19 protein-coding genes, 2 tRNA genes and 1 other RNA gene are annotated in these 20,421 nt (G+C 68.8%); 12 read left to right on the top strand and 10 right to left on the bottom strand.

Annotated features, from left to right (window positions below; translation table 11 throughout):
• Nucleotides 1-131 precede the first annotated feature (131 nt).
• A complete protein-coding gene (locus tag ACTHL4_RS14180; RefSeq protein ID WP_440283410.1) occupies nucleotides 132-2,273 on the bottom strand; it encodes an MMPL family transporter in 2,142 nt (713 codons plus the stop codon).
• A 284-nt stretch (nucleotides 2,274-2,557) separates the two neighbouring features.
• Between ACTHL4_RS14180 and ACTHL4_RS14175 the strand changes: the two genes are divergently transcribed.
• Nucleotides 2,558-3,589, top strand: coding sequence for an SAM-dependent methyltransferase (locus ACTHL4_RS14175; protein ID WP_440283409.1), 1,032 nt, complete (start codon nucleotides 2,558-2,560; stop codon nucleotides 3,587-3,589).
• Nucleotides 3,590-3,592: 3 nt separating this feature from the next.
• Here the strand turns inward: ACTHL4_RS14175 and ACTHL4_RS14170 are convergent, their stop codons facing one another.
• Both ACTHL4_RS14170 and ACTHL4_RS14165 read right to left on the bottom strand, forming a co-directional pair.
• Nucleotides 3,593-4,174, bottom strand: a complete 582-nt coding sequence (locus tag ACTHL4_RS14170; RefSeq protein ID WP_440283408.1) for a hypothetical protein — start codon at nucleotides 4,172-4,174, stop codon at nucleotides 3,593-3,595.
• A 56-nt stretch (nucleotides 4,175-4,230) separates the two neighbouring features.
• Nucleotides 4,231-4,533 carry a DUF6412 domain-containing protein gene (locus ACTHL4_RS14165; RefSeq protein WP_440283407.1) on the bottom strand — a complete coding sequence of 101 codons (303 nt, stop codon included), beginning with the start codon at nucleotides 4,531-4,533 and terminating at the stop codon, nucleotides 4,231-4,233.
• A gap of 80 nt (nucleotides 4,534-4,613) precedes the next feature.
• Between ACTHL4_RS14165 and ACTHL4_RS14160 the strand changes: the two genes are divergently transcribed.
• The 3 genes from ACTHL4_RS14160 (at nucleotide 4,614) to ACTHL4_RS14150 (ending at nucleotide 6,590) form a co-directional block, all read left to right on the top strand.
• A complete protein-coding gene (locus ACTHL4_RS14160) occupies nucleotides 4,614-5,129 on the top strand; it encodes a mycothiol transferase (protein WP_440283406.1) in 516 nt (171 codons plus the stop codon).
• A 97-nt stretch (nucleotides 5,130-5,226) separates the two neighbouring features.
• A complete protein-coding gene (locus tag ACTHL4_RS14155; RefSeq protein ID WP_440283405.1) occupies nucleotides 5,227-5,943 on the top strand; it encodes a DUF4232 domain-containing protein in 717 nt (238 codons plus the stop codon).
• A gap of 56 nt (nucleotides 5,944-5,999) precedes the next feature.
• Entirely contained in the window at nucleotides 6,000-6,590 is a 591-nt protein-coding gene (locus ACTHL4_RS14150) for a YdhK family protein (protein WP_440283404.1), read from the top strand.
• Between the two features lie 101 nt (nucleotides 6,591-6,691).
• On the opposite strand, the gene ACTHL4_RS14145 is transcribed toward ACTHL4_RS14150, so the two are convergent.
• From ACTHL4_RS14145 to ACTHL4_RS14135, 3 genes are all read right to left on the bottom strand, one after another.
• A tRNA-Ser gene (locus ACTHL4_RS14145) sits at nucleotides 6,692-6,778 on the bottom strand.
• Between the two features lie 216 nt (nucleotides 6,779-6,994).
• Nucleotides 6,995-7,528: a LytR C-terminal domain-containing protein gene (locus ACTHL4_RS14140; protein WP_440283403.1), complete on the bottom strand. Its 534-nt coding sequence runs from the start codon at nucleotides 7,526-7,528 to the stop codon at nucleotides 6,995-6,997.
• Nucleotides 7,525-7,818: a type II toxin-antitoxin system VapB family antitoxin gene (locus ACTHL4_RS14135; protein ID WP_382398577.1), complete on the bottom strand. Its 294-nt coding sequence runs from the start codon at nucleotides 7,816-7,818 to the stop codon at nucleotides 7,525-7,527. Before ACTHL4_RS14135 ends, ACTHL4_RS14140 begins: the two co-directional genes overlap by 4 nt.
• 72 nt (nucleotides 7,819-7,890) lie before the next feature.
• Here ACTHL4_RS14135 and ACTHL4_RS14130 point away from each other — a divergent pair, with 72 nt between their 5' ends.
• The gene (locus tag ACTHL4_RS14130) at nucleotides 7,891-9,447 is read left to right on the top strand and encodes a helicase HerA-like domain-containing protein (RefSeq protein ID WP_440283402.1); all 1,557 of its coding nucleotides are present in this window, start codon (nucleotides 7,891-7,893) and stop codon (nucleotides 9,445-9,447) included.
• Between the two features lie 13 nt (nucleotides 9,448-9,460).
• On the opposite strand, the gene ACTHL4_RS14125 is transcribed toward ACTHL4_RS14130, so the two are convergent.
• Together ACTHL4_RS14125 and ACTHL4_RS14120 are read right to left on the bottom strand one after the other, a co-directional pair.
• On the bottom strand, nucleotides 9,461-10,273 hold the full coding sequence (locus tag ACTHL4_RS14125; RefSeq protein ID WP_440283401.1) for a LytR C-terminal domain-containing protein: 813 nt from the start codon (nucleotides 10,271-10,273) through the stop codon (nucleotides 9,461-9,463).
• 191 nt (nucleotides 10,274-10,464) lie between these two features.
• Nucleotides 10,465-10,549 (bottom strand) — tRNA-Ser (locus ACTHL4_RS14120).
• Between the two features lie 95 nt (nucleotides 10,550-10,644).
• Here ACTHL4_RS14120 and ffs point away from each other — a divergent pair.
• Nucleotides 10,645-10,743, top strand: an RNA gene (ffs, locus tag ACTHL4_RS14115) — signal recognition particle sRNA small type.
• Between the two features lie 31 nt (nucleotides 10,744-10,774).
• Here the strand turns inward: ffs and ACTHL4_RS14110 are convergent.
• A complete protein-coding gene (locus ACTHL4_RS14110; protein ID WP_440283400.1) occupies nucleotides 10,775-12,394 on the bottom strand; it encodes a hypothetical protein in 1,620 nt (539 codons plus the stop codon).
• A gap of 233 nt (nucleotides 12,395-12,627) precedes the next feature.
• Between ACTHL4_RS14110 and ACTHL4_RS14105 the strand changes: the two genes are divergently transcribed.
• From ACTHL4_RS14105 to ACTHL4_RS14090, 4 genes are all read left to right on the top strand, one after another.
• Nucleotides 12,628-14,853 (top strand): DNA polymerase III subunit gamma and tau, encoded by a 2,226-nt coding sequence (locus ACTHL4_RS14105; protein WP_440283399.1) that lies wholly within the window; start codon nucleotides 12,628-12,630, stop codon nucleotides 14,851-14,853.
• Between the two features lie 70 nt (nucleotides 14,854-14,923).
• Nucleotides 14,924-15,601, top strand: a complete 678-nt coding sequence (locus ACTHL4_RS14100) for a lysophospholipid acyltransferase family protein (protein WP_440283398.1) — start codon at nucleotides 14,924-14,926, stop codon at nucleotides 15,599-15,601.
• A 59-nt stretch (nucleotides 15,602-15,660) separates the two neighbouring features.
• On the top strand, nucleotides 15,661-16,260 hold the full coding sequence (recR, locus tag ACTHL4_RS14095) for a recombination mediator RecR (protein WP_440283397.1): 600 nt from the start codon (nucleotides 15,661-15,663) through the stop codon (nucleotides 16,258-16,260).
• Nucleotides 16,253-16,828, top strand: a complete 576-nt coding sequence (locus ACTHL4_RS14090; protein WP_440283396.1) for a DUF5063 domain-containing protein — start codon at nucleotides 16,253-16,255, stop codon at nucleotides 16,826-16,828. Before recR ends, ACTHL4_RS14090 begins: the two co-directional genes overlap by 8 nt.
• A 147-nt stretch (nucleotides 16,829-16,975) precedes the next feature.
• Here ACTHL4_RS14090 and ACTHL4_RS14085 read toward each other — a convergent pair whose 3' ends face one another.
• Nucleotides 16,976-17,887 (bottom strand): phosphatase PAP2 family protein, encoded by a 912-nt coding sequence (locus ACTHL4_RS14085; RefSeq protein ID WP_440283395.1) that lies wholly within the window; start codon nucleotides 17,885-17,887, stop codon nucleotides 16,976-16,978.
• A gap of 228 nt (nucleotides 17,888-18,115) precedes the next feature.
• Here ACTHL4_RS14085 and ACTHL4_RS14080 point away from each other — a divergent pair, with 228 nt between their 5' ends.
• Nucleotides 18,116-19,384 carry an aspartate kinase gene (locus tag ACTHL4_RS14080; protein ID WP_440283394.1) on the top strand — a complete coding sequence of 423 codons (1,269 nt, stop codon included), beginning with the start codon at nucleotides 18,116-18,118 and terminating at the stop codon, nucleotides 19,382-19,384.
• A complete protein-coding gene (locus tag ACTHL4_RS14075) occupies nucleotides 19,381-20,421 on the top strand; it encodes an aspartate-semialdehyde dehydrogenase (RefSeq protein WP_440283393.1) in 1,041 nt (346 codons plus the stop codon). The genes ACTHL4_RS14080 and ACTHL4_RS14075 overlap by 4 nt, the downstream gene beginning before the upstream one ends.

The following is a 20,421-nucleotide window of genomic DNA, read 5'->3' as shown; positions in this document are numbered from 1 at the left end:
CCCCCATCCCCGAGCGGACACAGCCGCCCCCCGCGGACACGAAACCCCGCACGACGCGGGGGGTTTTTCGTGTCCTCTCGGGATGCTTCGTGTCCGCTCGGTAGGGGAGTGTGGCCGTGGGTCGTGGGCCGCTACTCGGCGGCGGCCGCCGCCAGCTCGCCCTCGGACGACTCTGCCGGTGGTGCCTTCTCGTCGGCGTGACCGGGCCACCAGGCGAGGTGCCCGATGAGCGCGGTGAGCGCCGGTGTGAAGATCGTGGCCATCAGGAACGCCGCCATCACGATGCCGCACGACAGGGCGAAGCCCATCGACGACAGCAGCGAGTTGCCGGCCAGCATCAGTGACCCGAACGAGCCGGCGAGGATCAGGCCCGCCGCGCCGATGGTCGGACCGGCGTGACGGATGGCGACGGCCGCGGCGTCCCGGGGCGACAAACCCTGCTGCGCCTCCTCGCGCAATCGCGACACCATCAGGATGTTGTAGTCGGTGCCGAGTGCCACCACGAACATGTACATGATCAGCGGCAGCATGAACATCAGGCCGCTCTCACCCTGGATCCCTTGGAAGATCAGCGTGGTCGCGCCCAGGGTGGCCAGGAAGCCCAGGCCGACGGAGACCATGAGATACCACGGCGCGACCAGGCTGCGCAGCAGCAGGCCGAGCACGATCATGATCAGGATCGCTGCGACCGGGAAGACCAGCGCATAGTCACGGTTCATGGCGGACTTGATGTCGACATAGACGGAGGTGATGCCGCCGACATACGCCGTCGCACCCTCGGGCGCCTCGTGGTGGGCGACGTCCCGCAACGGTCCGCCGGCGGTGTCGAGGGCCTTGTCCGACTCGGGGCTGTCGGCCAGGATCACCGAGAAGTCGGCGGTCTTACCGTCCGTGGACAGCTTCGGCTCGGCCACCTGGCCGACGCCCGGCACCTTCGCCAGCTTCGTCCGGTATGCCGCCAGCGCGGACTTGTCGAGCTGCGAGCCCGACTGGACGTAGACGTCCGTCGGCTCGGTGGCACCGGCCGGCATGTCGCGCTCCAGATCGTGCAGTGCGACAACGGATTCGGCGTCCTTGGGCATGGACGAGCCGGCCAGGTCGAAGGTCGGCTTGAAGCCGATGGCGCTGACCGCGAGGACCAGCATGATGACGCCGGAGACGGCCGCGAACACGGCGGGGCGCTTGCCGAGCGACCGGCCGATGGCGGCATACCGAGCGCTGCTCGGCTCGTGGCGCCACGCCTTGCTCGGCCAGAACACCTTGGTGCCCAGCAGGGACACGACCGCCGGCACGAGGGTGAGGCCGGCGATCAGGGTGACGGCCACCGCGATCGCGAGTGACGGACCCATGGCGCGCAGCATGCCGAGCGAGGACAGCGCCATCGCCAGGAACGCGATGATGACGACGCCGGCGGCCGAGGCGATGGCCTCGCCCACGCGGGTCACCGCCGTCACCATCGCCTGCTTCGGGTCCTCCCCGGCGCGCAGTCGCTCGCGGTAACGGAACATCAGGAAGAGGATGTAGTCGGTGCCGACACCGAAGAGCACGACGATCAGCAGCTGGTTGATGGAGCTGTCCGCCTTGAGTCCGAAACCCTTGGCGGCGAAGCCGATCAGGCCGTTGGCGACTTGGCTGACGATGCCGATCAAGATGATCGGCAGGAAGGCGATGATCGGGCTGCGGAAGATGACCAGCAGCAGCACGATGATCAGCAGGATCGTGGCGATGCCGATGATGGCGTCGGAGTTGCCGGACGCCTCCTGCTGGTCCAGGCTCTGCGCGATCGCTCCGGTCGTGCCCACCGTGAGGTCGGTCCCCTTGACCATGGCGTGCAGCTGGTCACGGACCGCCTTGGCGGTGTCGTTGAGTTCCTTGTAGTTGCTGCCCGTCTGCTCCGGCGTCTTGAACAACAGCGTCTGCACCAGCTTCTTCGGCGACGCCGGCGCCGGGATCACCTGCTGGACGTTCTTGATGTGCTTCGCGGTGAGGTCGGCCGCGAACGACGTGACCTTCGCCTGGTCGGCGGCGGTGAGCGGCTTGCCGTCGTCGCGTTGGAAGACGCCGATCATCGACGGGGTGAACGCCGCCGGGAACGCCTCCTGCTGGACGTCGGCGGCCTTGATGGATTCGTAGTGGCGGGGCAGGAAGTCGCTCTCGTCGCTGCTGTTGGGCAGCGCCGGGGCGAAGGCCACGATCGCGATGGCGGCCACGATCCAGCCCGCGATGATCTGCCACGGGTGTTTGACGACATACCGGCCGAGGCTGGCGAACATTGATCTCCCCTGAGGTCGTTGCACATGGTGCGGTGACGGAGTGGTGGTGACGGTGTGGGCCGCACACCGGCGGCACATGATCCATCATGGCGGGCCGGCTGCCGTGGCGCATTCGACCAATGGCTGAACCCTCTCCGACTGGAGGATGAGATTCCTGCACCTCGCTGATCGAGCGTGGTCCTGAGCAGCGCGTGAGGCACGAGCGCGCGTATCGAAGGTGTCGGGGAGCGAAGCGGAGGAGATGTATCGAGATCAAGAGGACCAGCACCTGAGACGATGACCTCGTGGAACCACCAGTTCTCTTCTCCGTCGCGCCCGACTACTACCGCTTCGCCGTCGCCGAACTCCGCGCCGCCCTCGACGTGACGAAGGCACAGCGTGTCGGCCCCGATGCCGGCGTGGTGCATCTCGGTTCCGGCACCCTGCACGGCGCGGCCGACGCATGTTGGGGTGGCCAGATCCCGCTGGTGCGGCATCTGGCGCGCGCCGACGCCGTCCGTGGGGCGGGCACCTTCGACACGCCCGCCGACCTCGCCGAGTGGGCAGAGAGCGTCCTGCTGGCCTCGCTGGAGGTCGGCGACACCGTCAGCCTGCACACCTGGGACAGCGGCGACGCGAAGTTCGCGCCGGGCAAGGTGCGTCGGCCCTTGCTGGAAGCGTTGCTGGACAACGGGATCCGGGTGGTGACCAGCGGAGCCGACACCGTCGCCAGTGTGTGCATCGGCACCGACCGGATCGTCGCGGGCGTCAACCCGAGCGAGGTGTCGCTGTGCGACTGGCCAGGCGGTCGCATCCGGCTGGCCACCATGCCGGAGCAGGTGTCGCGCGCCGAGTTCAAGCTCGAGGAGCTTTTCTCGTATGTCGGCGCCCCCGTCGGGGACGTCGCGGTCGACTTCGGTGCGAGCCCCGGCGGCTGGACGAGAATCGTGCACGCGCAAGGGTTTCGGCAGGTGCACGCCGTCGACCCGGCCGCGCTGGACGATCGGGTGTCGGTGCTGCCCGGCGTCATACATCATCGGCAGACCGCGGGCGATTTCATCAACGACTTCGGCACGACGTATGACGGCGCACCCATCGATCTCATCGTCAACGACATGCGCATGGTGCCGCAGCTGACCGCTCACACGATGGTCGACGCCGCAGCGTTGCTGCGCCCGGGCGGACAGGCCGTCATCACGCTGAAACTGGGCACCAACAACCCGGAGAAGCAGATCGACGATGCGCTGAACGTGCTTGCCGCGGCATACGATCCGAGCTTCATGCGGCAGCTGCAGCACAACCGTCACGAGGTGACGGTCGTCGCCACGCGACGCTGACCGTCAGGCGGCTGCCGTCGTGCGCAGCTGCCGTCGCTCCAGCAGTCCCCAGGTGGAGCTGGTCACCAGGTAGAGCATCGCCGCGAGTGGCATGAACGCCGCGAAGAGCACCGAACCCCACGGCAGGTATGGCGCCACGCGCCGCACCCGTTCCGCCGCGGCGACGACCTCGGCCGGCTGATCGTCGGGAAGGTGCAGCGCCGGCTGGTGGGTGCGCGCGTCGAGCACCGTCAGCCAGGTAATCGCCGCCAGCAGCGCCAGCAGCCCGATGAGCACCAGCACGCCGGGTGCGCCTGCGCTCGCCAGGTGCGCGGACATCGGCGCCCCGAGCATCGACTGATCGAGCAGCAGGTTCTGCTGTCCGGCGATGACCGGGCTGGTGAAGAGTCGATAGACGGTGGCGAAGACCGGCGCCTGCGCGAGGGCGGTCAACACCCCGGGACGACGCATCAACGGGTGCAGCGCCAGGCGCGTCGGCAGGGTCAGGCCAACCACGAGCAGTGGCGCGGGAACGTGTGCGGCAGCCGGCTGGACGGCGGCATACAGCAGGTGGACACAGGGGTCGAGCAGGGCGAGCAGGTGCATGGGAAGTCCTCCGGATCAAGGGAATCAGCGATCGGAGGTGGCCCCGGGGGCATCGGTCAGGCCGGGGCCACCGATGCGGCCCCGGGTGCTCTGGGCTTGGGATGTCCGGCTGCTGCCGGATGGGTGCTCGGCAGTATGGCGTCGGGTGCGCGCGCACCGTGCGGTCCACACCAGCCGGTGCACGTGGCGACCGGCACGACGAAGCGGCCGAGCACGGACAGCAGCAGCGCGCCGGCGAGTACGACGCCGGCCAGCGCCGGAGCCGGTCCGGTGTCGGCAGCGAGCGCGAGGACGCTGAGCAGCCCGCACAGCACCGCCAGGCGCTCGCGGCCGCGCGCCACACTTTCGGTCGCCCTCACCCGACCAGTGTCCGCCAGCTCGGGGTCACGGACAAGGTGGCCCGTTCCGCGCGTGTCCAGGGGAGTGGTTGAGTGGAGTGATGGCTGACCTGACGACCGAGATCCTGACCGACCTGTTCACCCGTGTGCACGACGAGCTGCCCTCACAGCTGGACGGATTGACCGCCGAACAACTGCTGTGGCGCCCGGCATCCGACGCCAATCCGATCGGTTGGCTCGCCTGGCACCTGACGCGTGTCCAGGACGATCATCTGGCCGGGGTGGGTGATGTCGAGCAGGTCTGGACGCGTGGCTGGTCCGCACGATTCGGGTTGCCGTATGACGACGCTGCGATCGGCTACGGACAGACCAGCGAGCAGGTCGGCGCGTTCTCCGTCGCTGACCCGGCGTTGCTCACCGGATATCACGCGGACGTGCACGCGTTCACCCTGGAAGTGTTGCAATCACTGCAGACTCGCGCGGACTACGACCGGATCGTCGACGAACGCTGGGATCCGCCGGTGACCGCCGCCGTGCGGCTCGTCTCGGTGGTGGGAGACATCACCCAGCACCTCGGCCAGCTCGCTTACGTGCGCGGATTGCTCGACCAGCGTTGAGGATCCGGGCCAACCGAGGGCAGGCCTCGGGCGTCCTACGAAGAGAGGTCGATCGGCGAGAGATCGATCGTGAGCAGGGAGGACCACGATGAATCGCATGTCAACACGTGCTGTTCTCACCGCAACGGGCGTCGGTATGACGCTGCTCCTCGCGGCGTGCGGGTCCGGCGGTTCGAGTTCGGCGGCGGGATCGCCGTCCGGGGCTGCCGACACTGGCTCGACGGCTTCGAGTCCGGCACAGACCGACACCGGTGCGGCGGGTACGGCAACGGGCAGTAGCACTTCGGGCTCGGCGTCCTCCACCGCAGAGCCGGCGCCGTCGACGAGCGGGACGCAGCCGGGCAAGCCCCCGGCCACACCCTCGATCCACCCGTCCGCCGGCGACCGTCCGGTGCCCGTGTGCGGCGTCGACCAGCTGCGGATCACCGTCGGCCGGGGCAATTCCGACATGCAGGGCGCGCACCGGCCGCTGCGCTTCACCAACACCGGCAAGACCGCCTGCAAGCTGACCGGTGCACCCGGTGTGTCGTACGTCGCGGGTGACGACGGGCATCAGGTCGGCAAGGCGGCCAAGCGCATCGTCGGGCACCAGCCGATGGTGTTGATCCCGAACGAGACCGTGTCGGCAGGGCTCTTCCTGTCCAGCGCGCCGGAGAAGAGCGACTGCCAGCAGGTGCACGTGCGCGGCCTGCGGGTCTATCCGCCGGACTCCTACCAGGCGGCGTTCGTGCCGCTGCCCGGCGTGACCTGCGCATCCGGTGGTCCGTACCTCACGGTCGGTCCGGTCAAGCCTGGCTCGGGCAACACGGTCTGAGACCCCGTCGGCAGCCGACCGCTTCACATACCCGGTGGGGGTATATGGTGGCGGGTATGGCAGTGAATCCGAAACACGTCCGACGTCTGACACCGGCCGCCCTGATCGCGTCCGCCGCCCTCGTCCTGACCGGGTGCTCCTCCGGGGGCGCGGCGCCGGCGCACCACGGGTCCTCCATGTCGTCCGCGATGTCGTCCGCGATGCCGTCGTCCGCGATGCACCACGACATGTCCGGCAGTGCCGTGCCGGCGGGTATGACGAAGGCGAAACACCCGAAGTTCGCCCCGGGCAGCACCGTGGTGCTGACGGCGGACCACATGGAAGGCATGCAGGGTGCGAAGGCCACCGTCGTGGGCGCCTACGCGACCACCGCCTACGCGGTCACGTACACCCCGGCCACCGGTGGCGACCCGGTGGTCGACCACAAGTGGGTCGTCCAGGAGGAAATCCAGGGTGCCGGCGACAAGCCGTTCCCCAAGGGCGCCGAGGTCACGCTGCTGGCCGACCACATGAAGGGCATGAAGGGCGCACACGCCACCATCGACAGCTCGACCCGCCAGACCGTCTACGTCGTGGACTACACGGCGCACGGTATGACGATGAAGAACCACAAATGGGTGGTGGAGGACGAGATGCGTGCGCCGTGATCCGTTGCGGCGGCTGCAGACTCGGCGGAGCGGCTCGGTGGTCTCTGATGAAACGAAGGAGGACCCCGACGCGCTGTGCGTCGGGGTCCTCCTTCATCGGGCGGTGGCGGTGGGATTTGAACCCACGGTGGAGTCGCCCCCACACAACATTTCGAGTGTTGCACCTTCGGCCGCTCGGACACGCCACCGCCGAAGAGGCTACCTGACGGGCCGCGCGACGCCAAAACGAGGTGGTCGGATCCGATACGCCGCTCGACCAGCGCGGACGGCTGGGACCTCGAGACGCTCGTTCCTCGCTCCTCGGCCACCGCTTCGAGGGTCGCGGGGACCTCGAGACGCAGCGGTCGTGCATGACCGGCAACGGTCGCTACGCACCGGCGACGCGCCCCGTTCGCCAGCCACCGCTACGGAGCAGCCGGGCAGCCGGGCGGGGGCGTGACCGTGGGGGGCGGCGCGGAAGGCACCTTGGCTGCGCTGGCACCCAGGACCAGGTCGACCGAATCGTCGGTGCGGCCGTCCTCGACCAACGTGGCGTCCGGCGCATACTTCTTGACGTATTCGGTGGCGTTCTTCTTGCCCTTGGGCCCGAAGCGGATCTGCCCGGCACCGGTGAGGTGCTCCTTGTATGGGTCGTTGCTCACCGTGCCGATGCGGAAGCCCTGGGATGTCATGGCGATGCTCGTGTCCTTGGCCTGGCCGCTGTCCGGTGAGGCGTTGTAGACGTTGAGCACGAAGACCGACTGCGGGGGAGGCGTCGGCGTCACGTCGCACGAGGACGACGGTGTCGGCGCCGCCTGGCTGTGCCGGTTCATGTAGCTGACGGCATACAGGAACGCACCCAGCACCAGGGCAACCGCGACCGCGATGACGATCATCGACCTGCGGCGGCGCCGGCGGCGTGCCTGGGCGAGGCCGCCGTCCTCGCGTACATAGCTCACAGCACTAGGACCCGCGCGTGCAGCACAGGTCGTTGTTGCAGCGCTGCTCGCAGCGCGCGGTGCAGTCCGTCCTCAAGATAAAGATCCCCCTGCCACGACACGACGTGCGCGAAGATGTCGCCGTAGAAGGTCGAGTCCTCCGACAGCAGCGTGTCCAGGTCGAGCGTGCGTTTGATCGTGACGAGCTCGTCCAGACGCACCACGCGCGGTGACACGGTGCGCCAGTCCTTGGAGCTCACCAAGCCGTGATCCGGGTAGGGCCGCCCCTCGCCCACAGCCTTGAAGATCACAAGGGACAGCTTAATGGCGAGGTGTCGCAGAACCCCTCGGTCACCGGCGTGGCGTGGCTATTCTCGGTCAATGTGACTGAATCCACGGCTGACGCCCAGCTCGCACAGCTCAAGAGCGGCTACTCCTTCGACGGGGCGGTGATCGAGCTCGGCGCCGCCGTGATCGACGACGCTGCGCATCCGGACACGCCGATCCGGCTACCGCTGTCGATGATGAACCGCCACGGTCTGGTGGCCGGCGCCACCGGCACCGGCAAGACCAAGACGTTGCAGTTGATGGCCGAGCAGCTGTCGACGGCGGGCGTGCCGGTCTTCCTGGCCGACATCAAGGGCGACGTCTCGGGCATTGCATCCCCCGGCGAGGGCGGCGAGAAGATCGACGCTCGCGCCAAGGACGTCGGTCAGGAGTGGAAGGCCACCGGTTTCCCGACCGAGTTCCTGTCCCTGGGTGGCAAGGGCAAGGGTGTCCCGGTGCGCGCCACCATCACCTCCTTCGGCCCGACGCTGTTGTCGAAGGTGTTGGGGCTCAACGACACTCAGGAGTCCTCGCTCGGTCTGGTCTTCCATTACGCCGACAAACGCGGGCTGAGCCTGCTGGACCTGAAGGACCTGACGGCGGTCATCCAGTTCCTTACCTCGGACGAGGGGAAGGCCGATCTCAAGGGGCTCGGCGGACTGTCCGCGTCGACCGCAGGCGTCATGCTGCGCAACCTGATCGCGTTCTCCGACCAGGGCGCCGACGTGTTCTTCGGCGAGCCGGAGTTCGACACGGCGGACCTGATGCGGGTCGCCGAAGACGGCCGCGGAGTGGTGACCTGCCTGGAGGTCCCCGGCGTGCAGGACAAGCCGGCCCTGTTCTCGACCTTCCTGATGTGGTTGCTGGCGGACCTCTTCCACGACCTGCCCGAGGTCGGTGACGCGGACAAGCCGAAGCTGGTCTTCTTCTTCGACGAGGCGCACCTGCTCTTCAGCGACGCTTCCGATGCGTTCCTGCAGGCGATCGAGCAGACCGTGAAACTGATCCGGTCCAAGGGCGTCGGCATCTTCTTCGTCACCCAGACGCCCAAGGACGTCCCGAACGACGTGCTCTCGCAGCTGGGCAACCGGGTGCAGCACGCGCTGCGGGCCTTCACCCCGGACGACGCCAAGGCACTCAAGGCCACCGTGCAGACGTTCCCGACCAGCGACTACGACCTGTCCAAGCTGCTGACCGCACTGGGCACCGGCGAGGCGGTCGTGACCGTGCTGTCCGAGAAGGGCGCCCCGACGCCGGTCGCGTGGACCCGGATGCGGGCTCCGTTGTCGCTGATGGCGCCCACCCCGGCCGAGACGATGGACGGAATCATCGCCGCGTCGCCGCTCGCGCCGAAGTACTCGCAGGCGGTCGACCGGGAGTCGGCATACGAGATGCTCAACAAGAAGCTCGCCGCCGCGCCGACCGAGGACACTGCCCCCGCGGACGCCCCGGCTTCGGAGAAGAAGCCGGCGCCCACCCAGCAGGACGAGCCGAGCATCGTGGAGCAGGTGGTGAAGTCCTCGGCGTTCAAATCGGCGCTGCGTTCGGCGGGCACGGTGCTCGGCCGCGAGATCACCCGCAGCCTGTTTGGCACGGCGCGTCGCCGGCGCTGAAGCCCGGCAAGACTCAGGAGGTCTTCGTCGGCATCGTGCACGTGGGCGTCGTCGGCGACGGCTTCGGCGGCACGGTCGCCTGCGCCGCCGGCACCACGGCGCCGTCGGACCACTTGCTGCCGATCACGATGTCGATCGTGGTGCCCTTGCGATGGTCCTGCACCATGCGCACGTCGTGGAACTGCAGCGCGAGCGGGCGAGCTGCCGGCTCGCCACGAACGCCGTAGCGCACGATCGCCGCATGGTCGGGGTAGAAGTCGCTGGTGTCGTTGGCGACCTTGGCGACCGTGAAACCACGCTTGCGCAGCGTCGACGCGAGCTGGCCCGCCGCGCCGGGTATGACGTAGGCGTTGTAGACGTTGACCGTGATCTTGGACGGAGCCGGCGGCGGCACCGGCACCAGCGAGAAGTTGCTGCCGATCACCACGTCGACGCTCGGGTTGGTCCGGTCGTCCTGCTGCAGCGTCGCGTCCTTGATCTGCTGGGCCAGCGTCAGCGCGATCTGCTTGCCGTTGGCGCCATACCGGATCTCGGCGTGCTTGGGCGGCTCGCCGCCGACCGGGTCGTTGCCGGTGTCGATGATGTGCACCCCGCGCCAGGACAGCTGCGAGGCCACGCTGGCCGCCTGTCCGGTCTTGCCGGCGGCGTTCCAGACGTTCGCGTGGATCGTGGTGAGCGCGATCTTCATCGACGGGGTCGACGGGGTGGCGACGCACGACTCGCTGATCGCGTGACCCGGTGCCGAACTGTCGCACGCCGCGAGCGCCGGCAACGCCAACGCCATCACGACCGTGGCCCCCGCCACGCGGCTCCCGGTCATCCCCATGTTCCCACCTGTGCGCCCCGACGATCCTTGTGGCACACAGTATGAGTCGTGTTGATGTGAATCCCGTGCACCCCGAGGTGGCGGTTCGGTCACAATGCGGATGGGGCCCGACACTGAGGAAGGGCGTCCCCGAACTCGTGCGGGAACGCCCTTCACAGTGCTGCGAGGAGTCGAACAAGACGACTCAGCGGCGGAGGATAGGGGATTCGAACCCCTGAGAGCTTTCACTCAACACGCTTTCCAAGCGTGCGCACTAGGCCACTATGCGAATCCTCCGCCGAGGAGAATACCTGCTCGCCGCCCGGACGCCGAATCGGCATCCGGTGGCGGCCTCGATTGCGTATGACGGCGCCGCGTGTTCTACAGTTGGCGCCGGACCCCTCGTGCGGTGGTACCTCTCCGAACTCCCCCAGGGCAGGAATGCAGCAAGGGTAGGAGAGCTCTTCCAGGTGTGCGGGGGGTTCACTCATGCCGCGGCACGTCCGCCCCGAGCGGACCCGGTCAGCGGGTGGGGCTCGGTGACGAGGACGGTGACGTCGTCTCGTCCGGCGACACACATCCGGGCGGCTGGGAGCGCACCGGTGTGAAGTCGCTGGTCAGCCGCACCTGTCTGCTGACCGGCAGGGTCACCCGCAGCCAGCCGTTGTTGTCGACGATGCACGCGGTCAGCGGTTTCTTGGTGCGCGGATCGACCGCCCCGATGTATGCCGAGTAGCGCACCTTGAGATCGATCGGCCGGTTCGCTGTCGCGTCGAGGGTGGCCCCGTGCGAGTCGATCGTGACCACCGTCCCGCCGGTCGCCAGCGGCGCCGGGTTGATGACCCGGAAGAGCCGCCAGTCCGAGTTGCTCCAGGTCAACTTCAGGTAGGGCAGGCCGCCCAGCACCAGCTTGGCCTCGTCCCGCGAGGCGTAGTCGATGGGTGCCTTCGGCACCGCGACCCAGCCCACCGCCAGGGAGTCCAGCCACTGCCGGTAGCTGACCGGGTTGAGCAGTCCCTGTTGGTAGAAGATCGGGTTGTCCGCCTGATCGGCCTGCCGGTCCCAGCCGCGGGCGATCGAGAAGGACGCGAGATAGACCGAACCCCAGTGGTTCTTGGTGTCCACCACCTCCACGCGCCGGCCGATCGCCGCGGCGCCGACCTTCTGCTGGTCGGACTTGAGCGCCGTCGCCAGTGGTTGGTAGTAGACGTAGCTGCTCGAGGGCTGCCCGGCCAGATGCAGCTGGTTGACCAGGTCGCTCACCGGCCAGACCGCGACGACCAGTGCACACAACCAGGTGAGGGAGTCGCGGATCTCGGCATACGCGATGATCACCGGCACTGCGGCGAGCCAGGCCAGCCGGGTGGCGTTGGTGCCCATGGCCAGCGGCACGACCAGCAGCGGCAGGAACGACACGGCCAGCAGTAGGGCGGTGGCGCGGATCAGTTTCTGGTGACAGACGCCGAAGACGACGATGCAGCTGAGCATCGCCGGCGCGGCGTCACTGATCGGGAACGGCATCCGTCCGGTGCCGGGGAACAACACCGCCATCGCGAGTCCGGCGGCCAGCAACGCGGCCGCGCAGATCAACGCCGTCCGCCGCAGGTCCTGTCGGAGTATGGCGACCACGATCGCGATGATGCCGACGAAGAAGCCGGCCAGCGGCGAGCCGAGGAACGACAGGAACGCCAGCACCACGGTCGTCTTCTCGTGCCGATTGCGCAGCGCCACCAGGGCCCAGATGCCGACCGCGGCACCGACGGTGAAGGTCACCCGGCCGTTGAGCAGGTCCGCCGCCTGGGCGAGCGCGATCGCGACCGCGCCGGCACGTGGGCGAGGGGCGTTGCGGACGAGCAGCGCCCCGCCGTACGCGCTGAGGATGACGGCCGCGACACCGGTCAGCCGGATGCCGAACGTCGCCATCGAGAACGGCACGAACGCGCTGTAACTGGGTAGCGTGATGCCGCCGAACCAACCGCCCCACCACACCGGCGTGCCGCCGACCCGGGCCACCTTGGCTCGGGCGACCTGCGCGGCCAGGTCGGGCACCTGCGGGGTCCAGAAGATGTAGACCAGCGCGAACACGACAGCGCACGCCGTTGCCAACGTCGTCGGCGAGCGCAGCCGACGCGACGAGAGCATGGGTCCACGCTACCTTCCGCCCCTGAACGGGCTCCGTCGATGATCCGCTCACGGATCGCTGATGAGTGCCTGCTTGTCCCTGCTGAATCCCCTGGTGCCACACCCATGATCGCACCGCGCCAGCAGGTGATGCGCACGGATCGCGAGGCAGCGAGAACGCTGGCCCGGCGCGTCGCCCTGCTTCGACGCCGAGCCCTGACGCCCTGTGGGCGAAGGAGAATAGAGTCGGTCCCGTGAGCACCGCGCTGTACCGCCGCTACCGGCCCGAGACCTTCGCCGACGTGATCGGCCAGGAGCACGTGACCGAGCCGTTGATGCAGGCTCTGCGCACCGGGCGGGTCAACCATGCCTACCTCTTCAGCGGCCCCCGCGGCTGCGGCAAGACCACCTCGGCACGCATCCTGGCGCGCTGCCTCAACTGCGAGCAGGGCCCGACCCCGACACCCTGCGGCGTCTGCGAGTCGTGTGTCGCGCTGGCCCGTGGTGGGTCGGGCACGGTCGACGTGATCGAGATCGACGCGGCCAGCCACGGGGGCGTCGACGACGCGCGTGACCTCCGGGAGCGGGCGTCATACGGCCCGGCGCAGTCGCGCTACAAGATCTACATCATCGACGAGGCGCACATGGTGACGCCGCAGGGCTTCAACGCGCTGCTGAAGATCGTCGAGGAGCCGCCGGAGCACGTGAAGTTCGTCTTCGCGACCACCGAGCCGGAGAAGGTCATCGGCACGATCCGCTCGCGGACCCACCACTACCCGTTCCGGCTGGTGCCGCCGGCGCGGCTGACCTACTACCTGCAGCAGCTGTGCGACGCCGAAGGCGTGGCCGTCGAGCCCGGCGTGCTGTCCTTCGTGACACGGGCCGGCGCCGGGTCGGTGCGTGACTCGCTGTCCGTGCTCGACCAGCTGATCGCCGGGTCCAGCGAGGAGGGCCTGACGTATGCCGGGGCCGCCGCGCTGCTCGGGTTCACCGACGGCGAACTCCTGGACGCGACCGTCGACGCGCTGGGGGTGCACGACAGTGGCGCGGTCTTCCGGCAGATCGACCGGGTCGTCGAGTCCGGCCACGATCCGCGGCGGTTCGTCGAGGACCTGCTCGAGCGGTTGCGTGACCTGATCGTCATCGCGGCGGTGCCGGACGGCGCTGCCCAGGTGCTGCGCGGGGTGCCCGAGGACCAGTTGGAACGCATGCGGCAGCAGGCTGCGTCGTTCGGTCCCGGCGAGTTGTCCCGCGCGGCGGACATCGTCAACACCGGCCTGTCCGAGATGACCGGCGCGACCGGCCCGCGGCTGCAACTGGAACTCATCTGTGCGCGCGTGCTGCTGCCGGCCACCTCCGGCGAGCAGGGGTATGCCGCCCGCCTGGACCGCCTGGAGCGTCGCATGGACATCGGCGGCGAACCGCCGGCTAACGCTGGTCGAGTAGGCGGGGGGAGCGCGGCGGAGGAGGCCGTATCGAGACCCGAGCCGGCCGCCGCAGCCCCGGAAGCCGTCGCCGAACCCGCGCCGCAGCCGGCTAACGCTGGTCGAGTAGGCGGGGGGAGCGCAGCGGAGGAGGCCGTATCGAGACCCGAGCTGGCCGCCGCCCCCGCAACCGTCGCCGAACCCGCGCCGCAGCCGGCCGCGCCGACGGGCACGGTGACGACCGACGCGGTGCGCCGCGCCTGGCCGGACGTGCTGGATCGCATCGCCCGCACCAAGCGCGTGACCTGGGCGCTGCTCAGCCAGCACGCGCACGTCGCTGAGTTCGACGGCGAGACACTGGTGCTGGGCACCAGCAGTCCCGGGCTCGCCTCGGCGGTCGAGCGTGCGCCGCACCCGGACGTCGTCGCCGCCGCGCTGTATGACGCCCTGGGCGTCCGGGCTCGGGTGCAGGCCCGGCCGGATGCCGGTGCGCCGGCGCCGCATCTGCCGCCGGAGCCGGATCGACCGGGCCCCCCGGCATCGGGCCCCCCGGCCCAACCCGGACCTGACCAACCCCGACCTGACCAACCGCGACCTGACCAACCGCGACCTGACCAGCCGCGAATGACGGCGTCCTCGCCGACCGACGGTGCGATGCCGCCGTCACTCGCGGAGCAAGCCGTCACTCGGCAGAGTTCGGACGGTCCCGGTGGACCGTCGAGCGACGACGCCGACATACCGCACGCGGCGCCGGCGACTTCGCAGCCCGCCCGGCGTTCCCGTGCGGCCGAGGCGCTCGCTCAGGCCGGGCTCTCGGCTGCCTCGGGGGCCATGGACAGCGGCGGTGGATGGGGTTCGGTCAACGCGCCGCCACCGGAGTGGGCGACCGCCGAGAACCCCGCTGCGCCGGCCACGTCAGCGGAGCCGGACAAGCCCACGGAGGACGAGATCACCGAGTCGATGGACGACGAGGACGTCGACGATCCCGGCCAGGTGGGTCTGCCGGTGATGCAGGCGGTGCTGGGCGCCACCGTGATCGACGAGCAGGTCGACTGATGAGCGAGCGCAGCGAGCGATCGAACAAGGGCAGGGCTTACGACCGCACCCGCGGAACGAGGGGTCGGTCATGAGCGGCGGTCCGCTCTACCCGTTGTCGCGGATGACCATCTCGCCGATGCTCCGCGCGATCTGGCGGCCCCGTGTGGAAGGTGCGGACAACATCCCGAGGACCGGTGGCGTGCTGATCGCGAGCAACCATCTGACGTTCATCGACAGCGTCGTCATACCGCTGGTCGCGCCGCGCAAGGTGATCTTCCTGGCCAAGGCCGAATACTTCACCGGCAAGGGGGCGAAGGGCATTGCCATGCGCGCCTGGTTCAACGCGATGGGGATGATCCCGGTCGAGCGCGAGGACTCCCGCGCCGCCGTCAATTCCCTCGACCAGGCGTTGCGGGTGCTGCGGGAGGGCGAGGCGTTCGGCATCTACCCGGAGGGCACTCGCTCCCGGGACGGGCGGCTCTACCGTGGCCGGGTCGGTGTCGCACATCTGGCGATGCAGGCCGACGTGCCGGTCGTCCCGGTCGGACTGATCGGCACCCCGGACGTGCAGCCGAACCCGTCCGGTATGCCGCGGCTGGCGAAGGTCACCGTGAGGTTCGGCGAACCGCTGAGGTTCGGCGACGACTACCGGACGATGCCCGCGGGCAAGGCGCGCCGGCAGGCCACCGACGAGATCATGGACGCCATCGCGGAGCTGTCCGGTCAGGAGCGGGCCGCGTCATACAACGAACGTCCGCCGGGCTAGTCCGGCGCGTCGGGCGTCGATGCGGGCGGTGTCGCGGCCGAGGATTAGGCTCGACCACTGTGTATGAGGGTGTGGTCCAGGACCTGATCGACGAGCTCAGCAAGCTGCCGGGCATCGGTCCGAAATCGGCACAGCGCATCGCCTTCCACCTGCTGCAGGCCGACCCCGCCGACGTCTCCCGGCTCACCGAGGTGCTGGCCGTCGTCCGGGAGAAGGTCCGCTTCTGCGAACGCTGCTTCAACGTCGCCGAGGACACCCTGTGCCGCATCTGCCAGGACCCGCGCCGCGACGACAAGCTGCTGTGCGTCGTCGAGGAGCCCAAGGACGTGGTCGCGGTCGAACGCACCCGCGAGTTCCGGGGCCGCTACCACGTGCTCGGCGGCGCCATCAGCCCGATCGACGGCATCGGCCCCGACGACCTGAAGATCACCGAGCTGGTCCGCCGGCTCGGCGAGGAACCGGTCGAGGAGATCATCCTGGCCACCAACCCCAACCTCAACGGCGAGGCCACCGCGACCTACCTGTCCCGGCTGCTGCGCACGATGGGATTGCGCGTCACGCGGCTGGCATCGGGCCTACCCGTCGGGGGAGACTTGGAGTATGCCGACGAAGTGACCCTCGGCCGTGCATTCGAAGGACGGAGAGTTGTCGATGCCTGAGACACCGGACACCGAAGCCCTGCAGGTCGGTGCGCTGGCCGCCGAGACCGCGCAGGACGCCCGCGCGTTCTGCGAGTCCGTACGTCAGCTCGCGGCCGGTTCCGCGCCGGACGCCGCCCTGCCCCTGATGCTGCTGATGCTGTCGCAGCTGCAGGTCGCGGGAGCACGGCTGGGCGCCATACAGGATGTGGTGCCGGAGGAGCGTTACGAGGCCGACCCCGGCCCGGAGAGCAACCTGGACGCACTGCGGATGGGGCTGGCCAACATGCTCGACGGGATCGACGACTACGCCGACGTGGTCGACGCCGTCACCTCGGTCGAGCCGGCGCGCGGCGCGCTGTCGGACGACCTGGCCGACATCGTCGGAGCGCTCGAGCACGGACTGGTGCACTTCGACCACGGACGCCTCACCGAAGCGCTCTGGTGGTGGCAGTTCAGCTACCTGTCGCAGTGGGGTGTGCGCTCCTCGGCCGCGTTGCGCGTGGTGCAGACGATCCTCGGGCACCTGCGACTCGACGCCGACGAGGACACGATGGCCGACGCGGAGTTCGAAGCGCTGCACCCCTGACCGGCACACGCCGTGAGCGTGAACGCGGCGACGGGACGAATAAGTGACGACAGTCGCGCGATCCTCGCCGGATCCACTCCACGCTGGCGAGTAAGTGACGACAGTAGCGATCTTCGCCGGCACCCCGACGAGCGGAACGCCGAACCCTCAGACGGAGGTCTTCGCGGATGCGTCGGTGTCCTCGTGCGACGCCGATGCGACGGCGTCGCCGACCCGCTCGGCCTCCGGCGACTCACCGCGCAGCAACTGCGCCTTGTCGCGCGCCGGACTCCACGGGCTGTGGCCGAACAGCAACCACACCGCCAGCACCGAGACCGCGACGCACGCGTAACCGGCGAATGCGTCGAAGATGAAGTGGTTGGCCGTCGCCATCACCACGAAGACCGTCCAGAACCCGTAGGCCAGACCGACGATCCGGACCAGCTTGTGCCGCGCGACGAAGAACACCGACAACCCCACCCACAGGGCCCACGCACAGTGCAGGCTCGGCATGGCGGCATACAGGTTGGAGTGCTGCGCCACCGTCGGGCTGCCCCACGACCCGAAGGTGTTGAAGTAGACGACGGTGTCGGTGAATCCGCTGCCGTGCAGCAGCCGCGGCGGCGCCATCGGGAAGAGCCAGAAGCCGATCAGCCCCAGGATGGTGGTGAAGACCAGCACCGTGCGCGCCGTCTTGTAGACGCGCCGATGCATCCAGAACAGCCAGATCAGCACCGCGCCGGTGATCGGCAGGTGGAAGAAGGAGTAGTCGTAGTTGGCGATCTGCGCCAGCCACTCGTGCCGCATCACGAAATGGTTGAGGGTCAGCTCGATGTCCAGCCCGATGCGCTGCTCGAAGTCGAAGAGATCCCACCCGCGGTCCAGTGCGGCGGCCTCCCGCAGCGGGACCAGATTGCGCAGGTGCTCGTAGACGAGGTCGAGCACGACCAGCACGATGACCTCGAACCACCAGCGCGGTCGTCGGTAGGCGCGCCAGCCCAGCGGCAGCAGCGCCGGTCCCGATTCGGGTCGGCGTCGCTTCACGCTGAGGCCGTCGACCCCTCCCGAACGATTCGACACATGACCAATTCTGTCACTGAACTCTCACAGTCCGAAATCGCACTCCGTTCACGGAGTGTTCGTGTTATCGCCCGCGTGACGTGCGTGGGCGCGGGCGCGCCGTGCTGTGGTGTCCGTATGACGGAGCCAGGTCCCGACATACGGGCGGCACCCGGCGGGCCGGGTGCGCTCGTTAGACTCTGCACATCCCATTTCCGTGATGTCGACCCGTGAAGGGAACCCCGACCAGTGCCTCTCGTGGTCCAGAAGTATGGCGGCTCGTCGCTCGCCGACGCCGAAAGCATCAAGCGGGTCGCCCGGCGGATCGTGGACACGCGCAAGGCCGGCAACCAGGTCTGCGTCGTGGTCTCCGCGATGGGCGACACGACCGATGAGCTGCTCGATCTCGCCGACGCGGTGTCTCCGGCGCCGCCCGAGCGTGAGCTGGACATGCTGCTCACCGCGGGCGAGCGCATGTCGATGGCGCTGGTGTCCATGGCGATCGCCAACCTGGGCGATTCCGCCCTGTCTTTCACCGGATCGCAGGCCGGTGTGATCACCGACGACGTGCACGGCAAGGCACGCATCATCGACGTGACGCCCGGTCGCATCACCGAGGCGCTCGAGGGCGGCCACATCGTGATCGTCGCCGGCTTCCAGGGCGTCAGCCAGAACACCAAGGAGATCACCACCCTCGGCCGGGGTGGCTCCGACACGACGGCGGTGGCGCTCGCCGCCGCGCTCGACGCCGACGTGTGTGAGATCTACACCGACGTGGACGGCATCTTCACCGCCGACCCGCGGATCGTGCCGACAGCACGCAAGGTCGACCGGATCAGCAACGAAGAGATGCAGGAGATGGCCGCGTCGGGCGCCAAGGTCCTGATGTTGCGCTGCGTCGAATACGCCCGACGGTTCAACCTGCCGATCCATGTGCGGTCCTCGTTCAGTTACCGCGAGGGCACCTGGGTGCACCCAGCAGAAGGAGAAGAAGACGTGGAAGCCCCGATCATCGCCGGCGTCGCGCACGACCGCAGCGAGGCAAAGATCACGGTCGTCGGTGTGAAGGACACGCCGGGCAGTGCCGCGGCGATCTTCAACCTGATCTCCGTGCAGCAGGTCAACATCGACATGATCGTGCAGAACGTCTCGGCGGTCGCGACCGGCAAGACCGACGTCTCCTTCACCCTGCCCAAGAGCGACGGGCAGCGTGCGGTGCAGGCCCTGCAGGAGGCCAAGGACGAGCTCGGTTTCGAGTCGCTGCAGTATGACGACCAGATCGGCAAGCTCTCCCTCGTCGGCTCCGGCATGCGCAGCCACCCGGGGGTGTCCGCGACCCTCTTCCAGGCACTGGCCGATGCCGGCATCAACATCGAGATGATCACGACCTCGGAGATCCGGGTGTCCGTGGTCACCAAGGGTGATCTGCTGGACGACGCGGTCCGCGCGGTGCACACCGCCTTCGGGCTGGACTCCAGCGAGGGCGAAGCCGTGGTCTACGGAGGCTCGGGAAGGTGAATGGGTTGAACATCGGTGTCGTGGGCGCGACCGGCCAGGTCGGTGGCGTCGTGCTGAAGCTGCTCGCGGAGCGCAACTTCCCGGTGGGGGAGCTGCGGCTCTTCGCGTCGGCCCGGTCGGCCGGTCGTGAGATCGACTGGCAGGGCAAGCGATTGGTGGTCGAGGACGCCGCGACGGCGGACCCCGCGGGCCTGGACATCGCGATCTTCTCCGCCGGTGGTGAGACGTCTCGGTCACAGGCGCCGCGCTTTGCCGCGGCCGGTGTGACGGTGATCGACAACTCGTCCGCCTGGCGCAAGGACCTCGACGTGCCACTGGTCGTCTCCGAGGTCAACCCGGAGCAGATCGCCGATCCGCCCAAGGGCATCATCGCCAACCCCAACTGCACCACGATGGCGGCGATGCCGGTGCTCAAGCCGCTGTCCGACGCAGCGGGGCTGCGCCGGTTGATCGTCGCCACCTATCAGGCGGTCTCGGGCTCCGGGCTGGCCGGCGTCGAGGAGTTGGCCGGGCAGATCCGCCAGGGCGTCGAAGGCAACCTCGAGGGCCTCGCCCACGACGGATCCGCCGTGGAACTCGGCCCGGCGAAGAAGTATGTCGCCCCGATCGGCTACAACGTGCTGCCGATGGCCGGCACGGTCGTGGCGGACGGCAGCGAGGAGACCGACGAGGAGCAGAAGCTGCGCAACGAGTCGCGCAAGATCCTCGGGCTGCCCGATCTGGCGGTCGCCGGCACCTGCGTGCGCGTGCCGGTCTTCTCCGGACACTCGCTGGCCATCCATGCCGAGTTCGACAAGCAGATCAGTCCGGACGAGGCCAGGGCGCTGCTCGCGAACGCGCCGGGTGTCGTGGTGACCGACGTGCCGACTCCGTTGGAGGCGGCGGGCAAGGATCCGTCATACGTCGGGCGCATCCGGCAGGACCAGTCCGTGCCCGACGGCAAGGGCCTGGTGCTGTTCGTCTCCGGCGACAACCTGCGAAAAGGCGCTGCGCTCAACACGATCCAGATCGCCGAGGTAATCGCCGCAGGACGGTGA

This window comes from Flexivirga sp., assembly GCF_051955415.1.
Taxonomy (GTDB): Bacteria; Actinomycetota; Actinomycetes; order Actinomycetales; family Dermatophilaceae; genus Flexivirga.
This window is presented reverse-complemented; position numbering and strand designations above follow the sequence as displayed.